At 65.1% G+C, this 16420-nt stretch carries 10 protein-coding genes and 3 pseudogenes; 8 read left to right on the top strand and 5 right to left on the bottom strand.

Annotated features, from left to right (window positions below; translation table 11 throughout):
* The first annotated feature begins 683 nt into the window (after window positions 1–683).
* The 4 genes and pseudogenes from MKCMC460_RS30670 (at window position 684) to MKCMC460_RS30655 (ending at window position 6051) form a co-directional block, all read left to right on the top strand.
* Window positions 684–2250: pseudogene (locus MKCMC460_RS30670) on the top strand (PPE family protein).
* Between the two features lie 598 nt (window positions 2251–2848).
* Entirely contained in the window at window positions 2849–4102 is a 1254-nt protein-coding gene (locus MKCMC460_RS30665; RefSeq protein WP_238306159.1) for a chloride channel protein, read from the top strand.
* A gap of 472 nt (window positions 4103–4574) precedes the next feature.
* A complete protein-coding gene (locus MKCMC460_RS30660) occupies window positions 4575–4811 on the top strand; it encodes a helix-turn-helix domain-containing protein (RefSeq protein ID WP_238306158.1) in 237 nt (78 codons plus the stop codon).
* Between the two features lie 190 nt (window positions 4812–5001).
* Window positions 5002–6051 carry a hypothetical protein gene (locus MKCMC460_RS30655; protein ID WP_238306157.1) on the top strand — a complete coding sequence of 350 codons (1050 nt, stop codon included), beginning with the start codon at window positions 5002–5004 and terminating at the stop codon, window positions 6049–6051.
* 603 nt (window positions 6052–6654) lie between these two features.
* Here the strand turns inward: MKCMC460_RS30655 and MKCMC460_RS30650 are convergent.
* A complete protein-coding gene (locus MKCMC460_RS30650; protein ID WP_238306156.1) occupies window positions 6655–7830 on the bottom strand; it encodes a hypothetical protein in 1176 nt (391 codons plus the stop codon).
* A gap of 252 nt (window positions 7831–8082) precedes the next feature.
* Between MKCMC460_RS30650 and MKCMC460_RS30645 the strand changes: the two genes are divergently transcribed.
* Complete coding sequence (locus MKCMC460_RS30645; RefSeq protein ID WP_238306155.1) at window positions 8083–8667, top strand: ArsR family transcriptional regulator; 585 nt, start codon at window positions 8083–8085, stop codon at window positions 8665–8667.
* Window positions 8664–9125, top strand: a complete 462-nt coding sequence (locus tag MKCMC460_RS30640) for a hypothetical protein (RefSeq protein ID WP_238306154.1) — start codon at window positions 8664–8666, stop codon at window positions 9123–9125. The genes MKCMC460_RS30645 and MKCMC460_RS30640 overlap by 4 nt, the downstream gene beginning before the upstream one ends.
* Before the next feature lie 205 nt (window positions 9126–9330).
* Here MKCMC460_RS30640 and MKCMC460_RS30635 read toward each other — a convergent pair whose 3' ends face one another.
* Window positions 9331–10500: a hypothetical protein gene (locus MKCMC460_RS30635; protein WP_238306153.1), complete on the bottom strand. Its 1170-nt coding sequence runs from the start codon at window positions 10498–10500 to the stop codon at window positions 9331–9333.
* Window positions 10501–11027: 527 nt separating this feature from the next.
* Complete coding sequence (locus MKCMC460_RS30630; protein WP_238306152.1) at window positions 11028–11747, bottom strand: hypothetical protein; 720 nt, start codon at window positions 11745–11747, stop codon at window positions 11028–11030.
* Window positions 11748–12095: 348 nt separating this feature from the next.
* On the opposite strand from MKCMC460_RS30630, the gene MKCMC460_RS30625 reads away from it, so the two are divergent.
* Together MKCMC460_RS30625 and MKCMC460_RS30620 are read left to right on the top strand one after the other, a co-directional pair.
* The gene (locus MKCMC460_RS30625; RefSeq protein WP_238306151.1) at window positions 12096–12275 is read left to right on the top strand and encodes a hypothetical protein; all 180 of its coding nucleotides are present in this window, start codon (window positions 12096–12098) and stop codon (window positions 12273–12275) included.
* Window positions 12276–12660: 385 nt separating this feature from the next.
* Window positions 12661–13626, top strand: coding sequence for a hypothetical protein (locus MKCMC460_RS30620; protein WP_236983322.1), 966 nt, complete (start codon window positions 12661–12663; stop codon window positions 13624–13626).
* Between the two features lie 253 nt (window positions 13627–13879).
* Here MKCMC460_RS30620 and istB read toward each other — a convergent pair.
* Both istB and istA read right to left on the bottom strand, forming a co-directional pair.
* Window positions 13880–14677 (bottom strand): annotated as a pseudogene (gene istB, locus MKCMC460_RS30615) (IS21-like element helper ATPase IstB); the annotation flags it as partial.
* Window positions 14674–16349 (bottom strand): annotated as a pseudogene (gene istA, locus MKCMC460_RS30610) (IS21 family transposase). The pseudogenes istA and istB, both read right to left, overlap by 4 nt.
* Window positions 16350–16420 lie beyond the last annotated feature (71 nt).

Raw genomic sequence — 16420 nt, 5'->3', positions numbered from 1 at the left:
GGCGACATTGGCACTCGCGGCCAAATGTTCGCGAGCGATTATTGCGCACAATGTTGGGTCGAACCAAGCCTGCGATAGCCACGTATTGTCAACGCAAACGAAAGTTGATCAGCGGCGGGCACGGTGATTTCTAAAATTACCTGCTGACTTCTGGACCGAAACCGACAGTCTGCTGCCCCGAGCTGAGAAGGGGAGGCGCTGCGGGAATTCTGCCGAGTGAAACTAGAATCGGTCAGGGTGCCCAGCGGTTCCCCAGCGCGGGTCTGCACCATTGCGCACTGTCGCAGACCCGCCGGGTTTTCCCACACACCGCATTCGCTTCGGTGTGGCAGGCCGCGACGCCTTGTCAGCGTCGGAAAGTGCGGCCACCACCCTGGGGCCTGGGGGTACTGCCGCCAACACGTTCTGCTGGAGTTTGCCCCCGCCGAGCGAACGTGCCGCCCGCCGACGACCCGACCGATCAGGTGGCACGGTGCTGACGCGGTTGCACGCGCGGGGGGCCGACCCCGCCCGGCTGAAGGAGTGAAGGTGCCACCAGACGGTAGCTCCGTCCAGCACGTTGGCGCCGGCACCACTCGCATCATTCCTAGGTTTTTACGATGCTATTGAAAATGATTGTCACCTTCAGTAATCTTTGGGGCCGGTGCTTGGTGGAGGAGTAGTTTCATATGGCCACGATGTGGATGGCGTCGCCGCCTGAGGTGCACTCGACGTTGCTCACCAGCGGGCCGGGTTCCGGCTCGTTGTTGGCGGCCGCGGCGGCGTGGTCGGTGCTTGGTATCGAGTACACCGAGGTGGCCGACGAGCTAATGGCTTTGCTGGGGGCGGTGCAGGGCGGGGCATGGGAGGGGCCGGGCGCCGAGCAGTATCTGGCCGCGCACGCGCCGTATCTGGCGTGGTTGATGCAGGCCGGCACACGCAGCGGGGAGGCCGCGGCGCAGCACGAGATTGCGGCCGCGGCATACACGACCGCGCTGGCGGCGATGCCGACGCTGCCCGAGCTGGCCGCCAACCACATCATCCATGGGTCGCTGCTGGCGACGAACTTCTTTGGCATCAACACCATCCCGATCGCGCTCAACGAGGCCGATTACGTGCGGATGTGGATTCAGGCCGCCACCACCATGACGGCATATGAAGCAGCGTCGGGTGCGGCGCTGACGTCGACACCGAGGCCCGCCCCGGCACCGCAAATTGTTCAAGAGGCCGGCCAGGCAGATGGGCATGGGGGCGCGGCCACCCCCATCGACAACGTCGTTGCAGAGTTTTTGCGCATCATCTCCGGGGGCCGCGTGATCTGGGATCCCGCCGAAGGCACCCTCAACGGGTTGCCCTTTGAGGAATATACGAATGCGGCTGACCCGTACTGGTGGGTTGCTCGTGCGATCGAATTCCCGAAGGATTTTGAGTCGTTTCTTCAGGAACTTATTACAAATCCCCAGGAGGCTTTGCAGTCCTACTTCCAACTTGTGTTTTTCGACTACCCCGAGCACATCGTGCAGATTCTTCAAGCGGTGAACCAGGCCCCGCTATTGTTGGGGACCGCCTTCGGTGCCGCCGTCACGAATCTGGGAGCGGTCCCCGGTCTGGCGGGGTTGTCCGCCCTGGCCGCCATCCAGCCCACGGCGATCCCAGCTGTTGTGTTGCCGCCGCCTGGCGCCGCCGCAGCGCCGATGTTGCCGTCCGCTGGGATGGCCCCGGGTGTCGTCACGGCCGCGCCCGCTGCGCCGGCTGGAACGCCGGCGCCCGCTACGAGCACGGTCACCAGCGCGGGGACGGCACCGCCGCCACCGGCGCCGGTCGCCGCGGGCTTCGGTTACCCGTTCCTGGTGGGCGGCGGCCCTGGGCTCGGCTTCGGGTCCGGGATGAGCAGCACGCCGCGCGCCGACGGCGACGTGCCCGCGCACGCCCGGCCGCACCGGCTGTCGCCGCGGCAGAATCGGGTTCCGGCGCCTTCTTCTTGGCACCGGCATTGGCACTGGCACTTTGCATGATCACGGCGATGAGTTCATGGATATGAATGTCGATGTCGACCCCGACTGGAGCGCACCGCCAAATGGTGCACAGAAGCTGTCGAGCGCCGCGTCGGATCAGGGTGCCGCAGATCTGGGGTTCGCTGGCACGATGAGTAAGGAGGCGGGCGGTGCGGCGGCGGGCATGATCACGCTGGCCGAGGACGGGTTCGGTAGTGGGCCCAGGGTGCCGATGATTCCGGGCACCTGGAACCCGGACGAAGCCGAGGCCGAGTAAATCCGGCCCGGTGTCGTTTAGGACGGGACGCGGTGATGGCCGAGGACATCACAACGAGCGTCGGGTCGACGCCCTATTCATGGCCGCCGCGCGGCATTCCAGGCGTCACAGCTTGCCGCTGGCGTCGACCCGTGCGCGTAGTCGTTCAGGCGCGCTTTTGGCGCTCACCCGACGCCCATTGACTGACTCACCGCCGGATTGCCTCGGACCGGTGTGGGAATGGTGCCTGGGCGCGCTTCGCCAGGGAGACCCGTACAGGCTGGAGACATAGCACCGGGACCGATACCGGAGTTGTGCACTGCGGCGACGAGTTCGTCGAACGGGGCTGCTCAACCATCCGCGCAATCCCTATTGCCAGGTCGACTACTGGTCGCGATGCAGGATCTGCGCGTCTGCCCCGTGCGCTGCTCAGCTCGCCCCCGCATAGCATTGCCACGATGAGCATCTCGCGCAGATGCGCAATTCGTCGCCGCCTCCCATGCGCTCGGACGGCTAACCTAGGGACGGGGCCTGCCAACTGGCCGGTGTCGCACCGAACGAACCCGTTGCGCTACACCACCTTATGTCCCGCGTCGGCACTCAACTTATCGGTTCGCGGATGAAATGTGTACGCCCACAGCTGATATTCGCTGCCGCCATTGTTGTTGCTGGTGTGCTCAGCGGCCTGATCGGCGCATCGATAACCCTGCTGGTCCGCGCCGTGCAACACCTCACCTACGGCTACACACGGGGAACCCTGCTCCTGGGTGTGCTCGCCGCATCTCCCGAACGCCGCCTGCTGGGTCCCACCCTGGGCTGCGCTTTGGCTGGGCTGGGCTGGTGGCTGCTACGCCGCAAGACCACGGTCCCGGGTCTCAATCACGCCATCCGAGCGAATCGTCCATTTGCATCGCTGCCGATGTCCGTCGATGCCCTCCTGCAGGTACTGGCCGTCGGCTCCGGCGCCTCCTTGGGTCGCGAGCAAGCCCCCAGGACGCTCGCCGCGGTGGGCACTGAATTGCTGATCCGGTCCGGGTCCCTCTCACCGGAGCAGCGCCGCATGGTGTTGGCCGGCGCGGCTGGCGCCGGCCTGGCCGCCGTCTATAACGTGCCCGCGGCTGGGGCGGTGTTCACCGTGGGCGTCGTGCTCCACTCCTGGCGACCATCAGCCATTCTGGTCGCACTTGTTACCTCAGCTCTGGCCACCGTGACCGCGTGGCCCGTCAGCCACGGCGCGCCCACCTTCGACTGGCCACCCACGGATCTGACGGGACCGGCAGCGTGGACGGTTGTCGCAGTGATGCCAATCGGCGCGCTGGTCGGAGCGGGGTTCACTCAGCTGATGCGCCGTTCACGACCTGCTACACCTCCAAAGACATGGACCCTAGTTCCGGCGATCGGGTTCGCCGGTCTGGCCACCGGAGTGGGATCGATCTGGCTTCCCCAGTTGCCGGGCAACGGCAAAAGCATTGTGCTTGAAAGTCTTTCCGGCGCGGCTCCGTTGGCGGTTGCGGGGGTCGCTATTCTACTCAAGCCAGCGCTTACCGCGGCGTGCCTTCGCGCCGGCGCGGTGGGCGGATTGATCACCCCGGCGCTGTCGACCGGCGCGGCGACCGGCGCGTTTATCGCGCTGGCGATCGGCCAATTCGGCGGGCACGTCAGCATTCCGACGACGGCGTTGATTGGGGGCGCCGCAGTCCTCGGAGTAACCCAACGTGCACCGCTGTTCGCCGCGCTCTTCACCGCCGAGCTGACCCGTCCGCCCCTCGACGCGTGCGGCTTGCTGCTAGTTGCAGCCCTCGGCGCGCACGCCATTGATTGGATCAACCGCCGACTCATCGAAAGCAGGCGACGGGGCAGTCCGTCACGCTAGTTCTCGCGTCGGCTGCTAGACGTACTTGCCGCCATGGTGAGGTCTCGAAAGACGTGCACGATGGTCTTTGTCCGTCGGCGTGCTGGCCACGGGGCTGCGGGCCTTACGGTGCGGCGGCTCCGCGTAATGCGTTTTCGGTGTGTCGGTTGCCCAGTCCAACCTGAGAATTTTGTGGCGGCTCCAAGGCCAACGCGTGCGGGTCCAGATGCTCCACAGTGCCCTGTGAGGTTGTCGCGGTGTTCGCTGTCGAGGCGGTGGCGGTCATGAATGGATCCTTTCCGGTAAGGGTGACTACTATAGTAGTCAGTCTAGCGGAGGGTACGGCTGTCGTCTTCCTGCTAGGCGGATCAGGCCGACACTTGTGGATAGTCGAAAGAGCCTGTGGATAAACATGATTCAGGTGGACTCGAAGAGGGGGCGACAGGGCACTGACCGGTGGAGGCCGCACGCGCCGTGGCTTATAGTAGGCGACATGGATGCCCCGGATGAAAGAAGCCAGCAGCGCCTCGTTGCGCTGGGAGCAGCCATCACCGAGCTGCGCGAAGCGGCCGGGGAGACCAAAAGCGCGACAGCACAAGCCACCGGGCTCAACCGCTGGTTTCTCACCGGAGTCGAAGCCGGACAACGCAACATCTCTATAGCCCGGCTCTTCGACATCGCTGACCATTTCGGCGTCACCCCAGCAGCACTCCTCAAAGACGTGATCTGACGGCGTTTTATGTGCGCGCGGTCCCGGCCGTGTCGATCAAGGGCACGCTGGGCCCGGGGCCGGTTGGGTGCGGCGAACCCGGCACCGGCGCCGGTCGGCGCGTGTTTGTCTGGCCAGGGGAGTACATCGCGACCGGCGCGAAACAGGTGAGGGCTTACCCCCACTGGGATTGCCGATCTAGGCTGAGACGATGGGTGATGATCGCGAAGTGACGGCCGCTCCGCCTGACGACGAATTCATGTCGCCAGAAGAGTTCTCCGACTTCGTAAAGACGGCGAACGAGGATGTCGCCCGCCCTATGTGCGCTGGGAGCTTACAACCCCCGTTGCAACGCCGCGCCGCAAAGCATTCCCGCTCGCACGTTGCTGACCTGCATCCTCACGGGATATGCGCTACCTGCGGCCAGGATTACCCCGTCTTGGTGGACGGCACCCTTGCTAGTCACCCCGCAGGCATTCCCTGGCCCGACGTGGATCATCTGTACCTCCGCGCAGAACGAACCGATAGGCGACAGCTAAAGATGGCGGCCTCGATTACCGGCCTGAGCACCTTCCGCCGTGAACGCGGTGCTCACGTCGACGACGCTGCTACCGCCGAGGCGTTCGTCGAGTTCAGCGCTGCGCGAATGCATTTCGAGACCACCGACAGGTGGCCGTCGCTATCGGGGTGCCGAGAGTGGCGCGCCACCGTTCGGGTGTCGGCCCTCGACGGCCACCGCGACGACATTGCCGATCTTGAAGTCGCCGCGGTGCAGTTCCTGGTTTTGCAGGCGGGATACGAAAGCCCCGCCGAGGTCCTGCCTCTATTCGGCCCCCGCGCCGCCACGTTCGTGGATTTGTTCGACGACGACTGGCTGGATCCGGAGTTGGACGAGAGCGAGGACTTCGCTGCAGACATGCCGATCAGCACGATACTGGTCGTGCTGGAGGCCGTCGTGGACACCAATGTCGCGCCCGACTCACCTCTGCGGGCATGGGCCCTCGCCGAAACGATCCACACCATGTTGCCCACCACCGCCGGCCTTGTCCTGATGCCGGCGCTGCCCTCGGCCGCCGAGCCCCGGCACACGCTGATCCCTACCGACCACATCGACCCCGACTGCGTCCGTATCGGATGCCGCCCAGTGCCCGGACATCCGCGGTTCACCGGTCAGGCCACCGCCTACGTCTACCTCGAAGAAGCGCGCCAAGCATTGGCTGATGTGCGCGACACACCAATCCGAATCTCTTTGCCCAGGTGAGGTTTTCGTATGCACCACAAACCTGGAACGACCCGACCGGGGTTCACACGGGACAATTGACACATCGACCGGGGTTGGGTGGCCTCGCCGCCGATCTTTAACAACAACGTCTCAGGCGCGCGCACTTACCTCATCGGGTGCGGTATGTCTTTGGCCCCGGGGGTGGCTCTGGGTGTGTTGAAGGAGCCGGGAGAATAACAAACTGCAGCACAGCTGCCGTCGCGCAACCGGCGACGAACACCCGACGCACATTTCGTCGTTTGATCCAGGCCCAGATCATCGCTGCGATGACGGGGACCAATATGAGGGCGACGTGGTGCTGGCTGAAGAGGACAACCGGGATGTCGAAGATGGTCATGGCACGGATCATCGTTGACAAGTGGGACATTGTCAGCAAATACCGGCGGGTGACCTCCTAGCGCTGGCTTTACCGGAACCGTCGTCCGCGATTCAGTCGTAGTGGCACGTGTACGACGGCATTACCGGCAACGTTGCCCCCGCGATGGCCGAGGGTAGTGGTGGGAAGCTATCGACGCCGATGGCGGTATCGCACAGACACCTTCGGACAACCCACCACCCAATGCTGGTCTCGGGTGTCGCGCATCAGGTTTGGGTGTCCGGGCTGGATTTGCGGGGGGCGCGGGTCCTGGGGGCTGGTTGGCGTTGCAGTGCTTGCAGGGCCTGGTTCAGTGCGTCGGCGCGCTGATCGGCACTGCGCTGGATTTGGTCGATCTGCGCCTCGTGCGCGGCCCGCAGGGCGTCGCGCTCAGCGCTCATGTCGGCCCGTGTCTGCTCGAGCTCGCGGCGGAGGGTCTCGGCGGTCTCGTGGGCGAACTGCGCGGCTTGCTCCGCGGCGCTCGTGGCTGCCCGCGCCGCGGCAAGCTCCAGGCGCATCGCTGCAAGCTGTTCCTGAGCTTGCTGGCGGGCGCTCTCGGCGGTGTCGAGTTTGGTCTGCAACTGTGCGCGGTCGTTTTCGGCCTGGCGTCGACTGCTGTCCACATCGGTGCGCAATTGTCCGCTGATCGCAATCTCCCTATTCAGAGCGTCCTCGGCCGCGGTCTTGGCGGCTACCGCTGCGGCGGTGTCGCGTTTGGCGGCCTCGGCCTCGGCCCGGGCTGCTTCGACGGCGCGGGCGCGATGGGCCAGCTCCTCGGCATGCTGACCTCGGGCGGTGTCGAGTTGCGTGCGCACCGCGGCGACGGTGGCCTCGGCGTCTTCGCGCACGCCCGCCAGTTCGGCACCCAGCTCCTGTGCGACCCGTTCGGTCTCTGCTACCGAATCCTCGGCCACCGCCTCGGCCTCCTGACGCTCCCGCCGGGCCACCTCAGCGCGCTCCTCAGCCACGCGCGCTGAGCGTTCGGCCGCCGAGGCGCGCCGTTCGGCTTCGGCGACCTTGGTCAACGCGTCGCGGTGGGCGTCCTCCACTTCGACGCCGGCGGCCTCGATGTCGCTGGCCTCGCGGATGGTGGCGATCGCGGTGTCGAGGAAGTCACGGAATTCGGTGAGCTTGCCGGGGAAATCAGACAGCCGCTGCTCCAGCGTCGCCCGTGCCATCGACACCGGCGCTGCTACCGACTGATCGGTGGCGACCGCGGTCGCCACCTGTCCCGCATGCCGGGCGCGCCACGCGTTGACCCGATTGTGCACCGGTTGGCCCTTGGCGTCGGCCTGCTCGCAGTACAACGACGGGCGCCCGGTCGCCGAATCAGGCCGCGACGGTCGCGAACAACCCGGGTAGCGGCACGGCTGCTGCGCGACTGCGCCAACGTCTTCGCTCATAGCCCCGAAGGATACCTTACGTTTCTTTCGATTGCAACGCAACGTAACGAAACGCAACGCAACGTAACTGTGGAGGTGGTTCGATGGTGGGCCCGGCCCTGGCCGCCCAGGGCGGGGTGCGGAGGCGGGGGGTGCCCCTCGCCTTTGCCTGGCGCGGCCCAGGGGTTGGAGACCTCGGGGGGCCTACGTTCAACACAAGAACCCGCGCGCTGGCCTGTACCTTTGTATAACTCGCAAGGTATATTGCAAGTTATGAGAACTTCAGCTTTGTTGCCGATCCTGCGGTCGCAGTTGCAGGGTGGGCTTCTCGCGCAGTTGTATCTGCACCCCGATACCGAATACAGCCTCACCGAGGTGGCCAGATCCGTCGGGGCGAGCGTCACCGCGGTGCACCACGAGGTTGAGCGCTTGGTTGCCGGCGGGCTCATCGACGAGCGGCGGCACGGCAATATGCGACTGATTAGGGCCGCGCAGAGTCGCCTGACGCGGCCGTTGACCGAACTGCTGGCCTTGACATACGGGCCGATTTCGGTGCTCCCCGACAAACTCGCCGAGGTGCCGGGGATCCGCCAGGCCTACCTCTTTGGTTCGTGGGCGCGGCGCTACACCGGTGAGCCTGGACCACCGCCCGGCGATGTCGACATCCTCGTCGTAGGTAACACAGACCTCGATGTCCTGGATGAGGCGGCACGCCGGGTGGAAAAGATCCTGCAGCTTCCCGTGCACATCGTCCGGATCCTGCCTGAGCGGTGGGACAGCCCTGCCCACGATGACGCGTTCCTCGCCGATGTGCGCAGCAAACCGACCGTGCTGATCGCAGTGGGGGATACCGAATGAGGTGGGATCAGGGGCGCGAGACCGTCGAGGCGTTGATCGCAGACAAGCGCATCGAACAGGTGCAGCCGAGTCGGGCCGCTGCCGATCGGCTACTCGATCAAGCTCGCTCGCACCTGGAATCGGCGGCGCAGATCGCAGACTCCGACGCCGTTGGCGCGTATGCGTTGGTGTATGACGCCGCCCGCAAAGCGTTGGCCGCGGTCCTGGAAAACGAGGGCTTGCGGGCCACCAGCCGCGGTGGCCATATCGCGGTGCTCGAGGCAGTACGCGCCCAGCTGGAACCGCCGCTGGGAGGCAAGTTGATGCCATTCGATCGAATGCGGCGCCGCCGCAACGTGATCGAGTACAGCCCCGAAGGATCGGTTGTCGCCGATGATGTTCGCGAGGATGCGGGCAAGGCGCAGGTGATCGCGGACACCGCGGCACAGGTTCTCGATCAGATGAGCCCGTACCGATAGGGAGACGTTGAAATTCTGAACATCACGCCACCGCGGTAAGCAGCGGCTGGTCGCTGACCGGCTGTCACGCGGTCGGTGACGAGCTGCTCAGGAGATCACCACGGTCGAGCCCAGGCCGAGCGGCGGGCAAGGGCGGAATCACCGCGGCGTTTTAGTGAGATGAACCGCGGGGGCGCCGCCTGGCCAAACCGCGGGTGCGCATCAGCTAATGTGGCGGGCCGCACGGGTGCCGCTCGACAGGCCGCAGGGGGTAGCGCGGATCCAGGACGCCGGTGTCGTAGTAGGTCTCGAAGACGCCGATGGCTTCCTCGGCAACGAATAATTCGCTCTCCCAGACCACTTCGGTGCTGTAGGGCAGCTCAATCGCGATGCGCGCGGCGCCACTAAGGGCGTCATGTCCGATGACGTAGCGGGTTGATCCTTCCCCGGGCGGGTCGTTGGGTGTGCAGATCTCCAGTGTCATGGCCTCAGCGCGCCCCGCTGCCTGCAGGTATCGCAATGGCCCGGAATCGGGCAGCGGCGTCAGGATCAGGCCCCACAGGCTGGCGCCGGTGAAATCGCGCAACCGGGCGAACACCCGGCGGTGACGGGCAAAGCCGCGGGCGAGTTCGATATCGCGGCGGTACCCGTCGCTCTCGGCCAGTAGCTGCAGGCGGTGAGTCGGGGTGCGGCTGGCCAGATAGTGTCTCGCGGCATGGGCCGGTTTGCACGACAGCGCCAGGTGCTGGAATACACCGTCGTGGTAACGGCTACCCAGGATGGGACCAGAAAAGGGCCCGGTCTCACCTGCAGCGATTTGCGCATCAGCAAGCGCGGCCGCCTCGCCAGGGCGGTCGGCGGCGATCAGAGCAAGGATCTGACGCAACTGGTGGCGCGGAAGTGGGTGCACAGAGTCCGCGATCAGATCGCCTAGCGCTATCAGGTAATCCGGTACGCCCGGATAGCGATCGATGAACTGCGCTGTGACGCAGTCGAACTGATCGATGGTTGCGCGCAGTCCGCCATCAAGGTCGCCCGGATGGCCAGCAGCGATGACGCCCTCGCCGATCGGCAACGGATCTGCGGTGAATCCGCCTCGGACTTTGAGGTTGAGGCGGGCGCGCTCACCACCCAGGTCGGCCTGGGGCAAGAACGCCGCCCACAAGATGTCGTCAAGCACCAGCGGTTTGATCCCGGCGCGCCAGCGCAGCTCAGACTGCGCGTCCTCGCTGCCGCGTTCGCGCCACACGCTGAGCTGGGCCAGATAGCTGCCGTGGACTCGGTAGGCAATGTCGGCGACGAACCGCAACCCGGCATCGCGGCTAACCCGCTTGAACTGCGCGGCACACGACTCGGTGACTGTGCTCGACCGATCGGGCCGCGATCTGGCGCTCACTGCGCTAGGTACCCATCAACAGGGCCGTTCGCCGGCCCCACGCCACAGATGCCGGTCCCCGCGCCCCCGATCTCGCCGCTCTGCCCGCCCACGCAACCCGCCTGTTCGTCACCGCGCCACCGCGCGGCCCCTCCCGAAGGCATCCTAGTGCCACACCAGGGCCCGAGGCGCAGACCGACCGTGGGCAGCGGCGGTGACACGACCCCTCAGACGCACGGAGGCGCCGAAACCACCAAGACGAGGCCCGATCAGCCGCGGCGGCGATGAACCGGGGGAGCGGGGCGTCCACGCGCCGCGATTGTCGCACCCGCACGACCAAGTCAACGCACCTAGCGCGACGCACGCGGTGTTGACCGTCCCCGAGAGAGCGAGCGAAGACGACGTGGCCAGCTCCCGCGAACTAGGTGACCCGCCGAGACAGCGGAAAGAGTTGCCAGTCTCATCCAGCTTGGCGGATCGGCTGTGCACGCCGCGAACCTCTTGGCCTGGCCTGAAAGCGATTCGGTGTCGAGATTCGGGGCTCCCCGTCAGGGCATCGGTCCGCAGACCCGGTGGGCGAGAATTTCCTGGTCGGTGAAGCGGAAGTCGGCCGAGGTGTAGAAAGTGATACCGCCCGACTTCGTGCCTATCCCGCGCGGAATGAGCTTCTCCAACCCCTCGACGTCACCGCGGCCTTGCGTCCACGGCGTCCCGTCGCCCAAGACGAGGACTTCGACGTCGATCACGTCGCAGCCGGTGTTGTTGCAGCGCAGGCGGACCCGCCCCGTGTCGCCCGCAGCGTCGGCTGGAGCCGGCCGGCAACTGGCCTCACCGCAGAAAAGACACACAGAGGTCCTGGTCCGCGCCGCCGGAGTAGCTCCAGGAATCCAATCTCCGACCTCCTCGATCAAGCTCGACGCCGGGCGGTCAAGGACGGGGCCGTACTCCGCCAGGACCCGCACGTCGGTGCGTGCCGCAGTCTCCTTGGTGCCGTCGTCGACCACCACCACCTCGGTCGCTCGGGCGTCGCACTGGTCGTTGTCGCAATAAACCTGGACGCGACGGTAGTCCACCGACAAGTCACCACTGGACCGGATGAGGGTGTTGGCGCCGCAGAAGTAGCACGACGTGGGATTGTCCAGGGAGACGCGCCGCCGCAGCCACGGAATGGACTGCGGCGCAGACGAATCGGAGGCAGCGACGGTGCCTCGCGCGACAGCGCGCTTCGCGGCGGGGAAAGTAGTTCCGGGATGCTCACGCATGAACATGCGTGCAGCTTTTTTGTGGGATGCACCCATAATCTCTTCTCCGTATACCAGTATCGGCAGCGCCCTGTACCCGCCGCCACCCCAGCAGTGACGGTTCCTCGCAGACCCTCAGGGGGTCTTGCCCTCATTGCCGCTGGTGGTACAGGCACCACAACGACTCGGGGTCAGCCATGCGAGACGGCTCTGGACTCAATAGTACCGAATGGCAACGCGTCGTCGCACGGGCGCCGACACCGCCAGCCAAGGTCAGGACGCCGGAGCAACCCGGGCGGCCAAGAACCTACACAGTCAAAGAGTGTTTTCCCGAGCCCGTCGTCCCTGGGAGACCGGGCCGTCAAGGTGGGCGTCGTGGTGTCGCACGATTGTCATCCGCTCGGTGGTGAAACTTGCTCCAGCACACCGATAAGGTCGCTGACCGGCTGTCACGCGGCCGACGAGCTGCCCCTGGGCACCGGCGCGACCGCCAGTTTGATTGCGAATCATCACACGATCTGTCAGACCGCCAACTCTGATGAGGAAAAACGCTAGGAGCAGTGCGGCCGGCCATTATTAGTTATCGGTCATCTAAAAATCCAGTAGGAGAGGGCGTTTCGCCCTTTACTGGTAACCCGCCATATACGATTCCGCCGTATTCCTCCGGTATTAGTCGCGGGCGCCTGAGGGCGCAGCGGGGTAGAGGCCCCGTCCGCACATAATCGTTGCGACACGTGTTCCGGTGCATCGTGTGGAGCGGGGCGTGGTTCGGTGGTTTGCTGAGGTGCCTACCCGGTCAATCTGGACGCGGCGATGGCGAACGAGGGGGGGGGGGTGCGCGTCCAGCCAGAGCGCGACTAGGTAGACATCCGCGACGCGTGAGCGGTACACGGATTTCCTTTGCGAAGAAGTGGCCGCCGGCGACCTAGGCTTACGTAGCGTGGCTGATCCCGTTAGCGGACTATCAATCGCCGCACTCGTCGTCTCGATATGCAGCGCGACCGTGGCGCTCCTCGGTTTCCTGGCCAATCTCGCCCTGTACAAGCTCTCGGGAGCGCGGCTCAAGGTGCAGCTGGTGTTCTGCTACGCCGACGAAGGTGGGCGGCAAACGTGGAGCACGACCGGTCGTGGACGGCCCGCCTTCACAGACATTGCAAGATCCGGCATGAACGACATGTCGCCCTTCGGCATTGAGTACGGCCGAATAAGGGTCACCAACGTGGGCCGCACAGCGGTGTCGGTCGAGAACATCTCTTACGAGGTCCGGCGCCGCTATCGCTGGACCCCACGGCGACGGCGTTCAACCATCCAGACGTGGCAGTTCCTCCAAAAGGAAACCGATCCGAAGGATCTGACGCCCGACCTGGCGAACCCCATCCGGCTGGAGCCGGGCGGACACATTACTGCAGAGCTCTACCTGTGGCCCGCTCTCGCCGCCCACGAACACGGCACCCGCGCCGGCGCAATCACTGTACGAGGATCAGCCCACGCGGTAGGCCGCAAATGGGCCACCCGGTCGAAGCGACGTTCGGCTTGGAAGATCCCCGCAGGCGCCTCCACTTACTTCACCGATGTCGACGTCACGCCCGAACTCAGAGTGTTCCGTGAACTCTGGCTGCATCGACATCGCGCGCGAATTAGTGCCTCATGGGCTCTGATGATGTACCGCGAGATCAATAAGCGTCTCGCAGAAGGGGCAACTGGCGAAACGATGCACGACTACCTCGATGAGGGAACGAAGGGCCTCGATGACGACAGCAAATTCATGGGTAACGTGTTGGTGGCTTTCGGCGTGTATCGGGAATACCACAACGAGACGCCGCGGCCTGCACTCGGCCGCCTACAGCGTGCGCTGTATGGACAGACAGGCATACCACCCTGGCGGAAATCATCACCGCCGCAGTGATGCTGGCTCGACAGCGCCCGCGCTCGAAACCAAAAGCCGAAGAACCCTTTTGGCTGTCGCAGACCTTGCCCGGGGTGCCGGGGGCGGAGCCCTATCGCGGCTGGTGTTCTCATCCATGTCAACGTACCCTGGGAATCTGCAAAGGTGCGGTATCTCTATGTCAACCTGACTCAGGACCACTGTGACGGCTTGATTCGGGACCACCTCGGCGAGGAGGTGGTGGCTCAGGCGTCTTCGTAGGCTGTGATCGCGAGCTGCTACCGCGGGTATGGCTGAGCCGGTATGAGGTGGTGCCGGTTTCGATGATGGTGCCGTGGAAGGTGAGTCGGTCGACGATCGCGGCGCAGAGTCGGGGGTCGGTGAAGGTTTTGGTCCAGCCGGAGAAACTCTCGTTGGATGCGATGGCTACTGACGCCTTTTCCTCGCGTTCAGTGAGTACTTGGAACAGCAACTCCGCGCCCCGGCGGTCGAGTTCCATGTAGCCGAGTTCGTCGATACATAAAAGATCGACGCGGCCGTAGCGGGCGATCGTGCGGGCGAGTTGCTTTTCATCGGCGGCCTCGACGAGTTCGTTGACCAGTTTGGTCGCCAGTGTGTAGCGGACGCGGAAGCCTTGCTCGGCGGCGGCGGTGCCCACACCAATGAGCAGGTGGGACTTGCCGGTGCCCGAGTCGCCGATCAGGCAGAGCGGGTCGCCTCGGCGTATCCAATCGCCTTGGGCGACGGTATGTACGGTGGCGGCGTTGATGTTTGGGTTGGCGTCGAAATCGAAGTCGCCCAACCATTTCTGACGTGGAAACCCGGCCGCTGCGACTCGCCGCAAGGTGGATCGGCGGTCCCGGTCATCGCATTCGGCCAGGAGCAGTTCGGCGAGGAAGCCGTGGTAGGTGAGCTGTTCACGCTCGGCGACTTTCACTGCTTCGTCGATCACCGCACGCACGGTCGGCAACCGCAGGCGTCGGCATGCGGAATCGACGGCGGCTTGGGCCGCTTGTGGGGTCATCCCGCGTTGGCGGCGCAGGGTGTTGGTGACTTTCGTGGCCGTGCTCATGATCCAGTCGTTCCTTCCATTCCGTCACCGGGTGGCGGTGTTGGGGGTCTGCGTTGGAGCAGCTCGTCGTAGGCCGCGACGTCAGGCAGCGGCCGGGTGTCGGTGGCAGGCCGGCGATCACGGTCGCTGGATCAGCCAGGCGGCGCTGGGTCAGACTGACGACCCGGTAATCGACGGTATTGGCATGGTTACCGGCGTGACGGTCTGATTCGAGACCACCACCGGCGGCATGCAGGCGTGCTTCGACCGCGACCACATCCGCTGAAACGGCACCGACCGACAGGGCGGCGTGGATCCCGGCGATCACATCGGTAGCGCGCATGCTGCGGTGCAGCAGCAGCACGTCGATTAGCGAGCGAGTCCCGCCAGCATCGCCGTCGACGCGGCGGGCCTGCTGCCAGAACGCCTCGTGCGCTGCGGTGAAAGTGCCGGCGGCGCGGGCCTGAGCAAGCGCGGTGGAGCCGGGCAACGCGCCGGGTTTGCAGTGCAACACCTCCAGATAGTGGTCGAGGTTGATCGATTGCCCGTTGCGGGTCGTGACGCGTTCATGGCGTGCGGCGATAGTGCGGCCGTCGAAGACGACCAACTCCGAGGCCCGCAGCGACACCCTGACTTTGCGTCCGATCAACCGGGCGGGAACCGAGTACTTCGCCGACCGCGCCGTGATCAGCGCCGACCGGTCCACCCGTGGATGCAGCACCAGCCCCGGGTCGAACCGCTCGGCAGGCAGAGCGGCGAGATGTTCTCGTTCGGTCTGGAAGTCCTGGCCCACGGTGTGCAGCCGGCCGGTGACCCGCCGATGATCCTCACGTGCTTCGCAGCGGCGGATGTAGTCGTTGAGCTCTGACAGCGAGTCCACTTCCGGCATGGGCGTGAGCCAGGTGCGGCGGAAACGTCCGATCTCGCCCTCGACTCCGCCTTTCTCGTGGGCGCCTTTCACTCCCGGCTGGCAGTAGAACGGGTCGAACCCGTAGAACGATCTGAACAGCACCCACCGGTCGTTCTCGACCCTGCCCCGACCGCGGCCGAACACCACCGAGGTGACCGCAGACTTCAAGTTGTCGTAGCGGATATGGCGCACCGGGATGCCGCCGATCACGTCGAATGCTTCGATGTGGCCTTCGAGGAACGCCTCCTGCGACTGAGTCGCATACACCCGATGGACTGCCTTGCCGGACATCGACATTCGGAAAACGAACATGTAGCAGCGGGTTCTGACACCAGCGAGGATGACGTGAACCTCGCCGAAATCAACCTCAGCTTCAGCGCCGGGCGGGTGTTCCTGCGGCACGAACGCTTCCTGCGCCTGCTTACCGGACTCGGCGATGATCTCCGCACGACGGACCCGGACATAGTCACGCACCGACGAATACGACACATCCTCAACGCCGTGTTCATCGGCCAGACGATTGCAAATCCTTGTCGCAGTGTGGCGTTGCTTGCGGGGCGCATCCAGATCGGTCCGCAGCATCGCATCAATCGCAGGTTTGAGCGGGCCCAGTTTCGGCGACTCCCGCACCGGTGTCTTCCGCCTCGGCGGCTCCGGATTCGCCAACGCGTGCCGGACCGTATCCCGGCCAACCTTGTACTTACGAGCAAGCGCCCGAATACCCAAACCCTCGACCCGGGCGTCCCTACGTATCTGGGCGAACAGCTCCACACGACTTCCCATCCGGAACCCTCCGACAGCGAGCCAATAATCGACACGCCAACCGTCGAGGGTGGTCCTGAATCAAACCGTCA

This window comes from Mycobacterium sp. 20KCMC460 (assembly GCF_022179425.1).
GTDB lineage: Bacteria > Actinomycetota > Actinomycetes > Mycobacteriales > Mycobacteriaceae > Mycobacterium > Mycobacterium kiyosense.
This window is presented reverse-complemented; position numbering and strand designations above follow the sequence as displayed.

Excerpts from the sequence above, each read along its gene's own strand:
- MKCMC460_RS30640 (WP_238306154.1), top strand. The coding sequence starts at position 8,664 with ATGAGGTGGGATCAGGGGCGCGAGACCGTCGAGGCGTTGATCGCAGAC.
- MKCMC460_RS30655 (WP_238306157.1), top strand. The coding sequence starts at position 5,002 with ATGGGTGATGATCGCGAAGTGACGGCCGCTCCGCCTGACGACGAATTC.
- MKCMC460_RS30630 (WP_238306152.1), bottom strand. The coding sequence starts at position 11,747 with ATGTTCATGCGTGAGCATCCCGGAACTACTTTCCCCGCCGCGAAGCGC.
- MKCMC460_RS30650 (WP_238306156.1), bottom strand. The coding sequence starts at position 7,830 with ATGAGCGAAGACGTTGGCGCAGTCGCGCAGCAGCCGTGCCGCTACCCG.
- MKCMC460_RS30665 (WP_238306159.1), top strand. The coding sequence starts at position 2,849 with ATGAAATGTGTACGCCCACAGCTGATATTCGCTGCCGCCATTGTTGTT.
- MKCMC460_RS30660 (WP_238306158.1), top strand. The coding sequence starts at position 4,575 with ATGGATGCCCCGGATGAAAGAAGCCAGCAGCGCCTCGTTGCGCTGGGA.
- MKCMC460_RS30645 (WP_238306155.1), top strand. The coding sequence starts at position 8,083 with ATGAGAACTTCAGCTTTGTTGCCGATCCTGCGGTCGCAGTTGCAGGGT.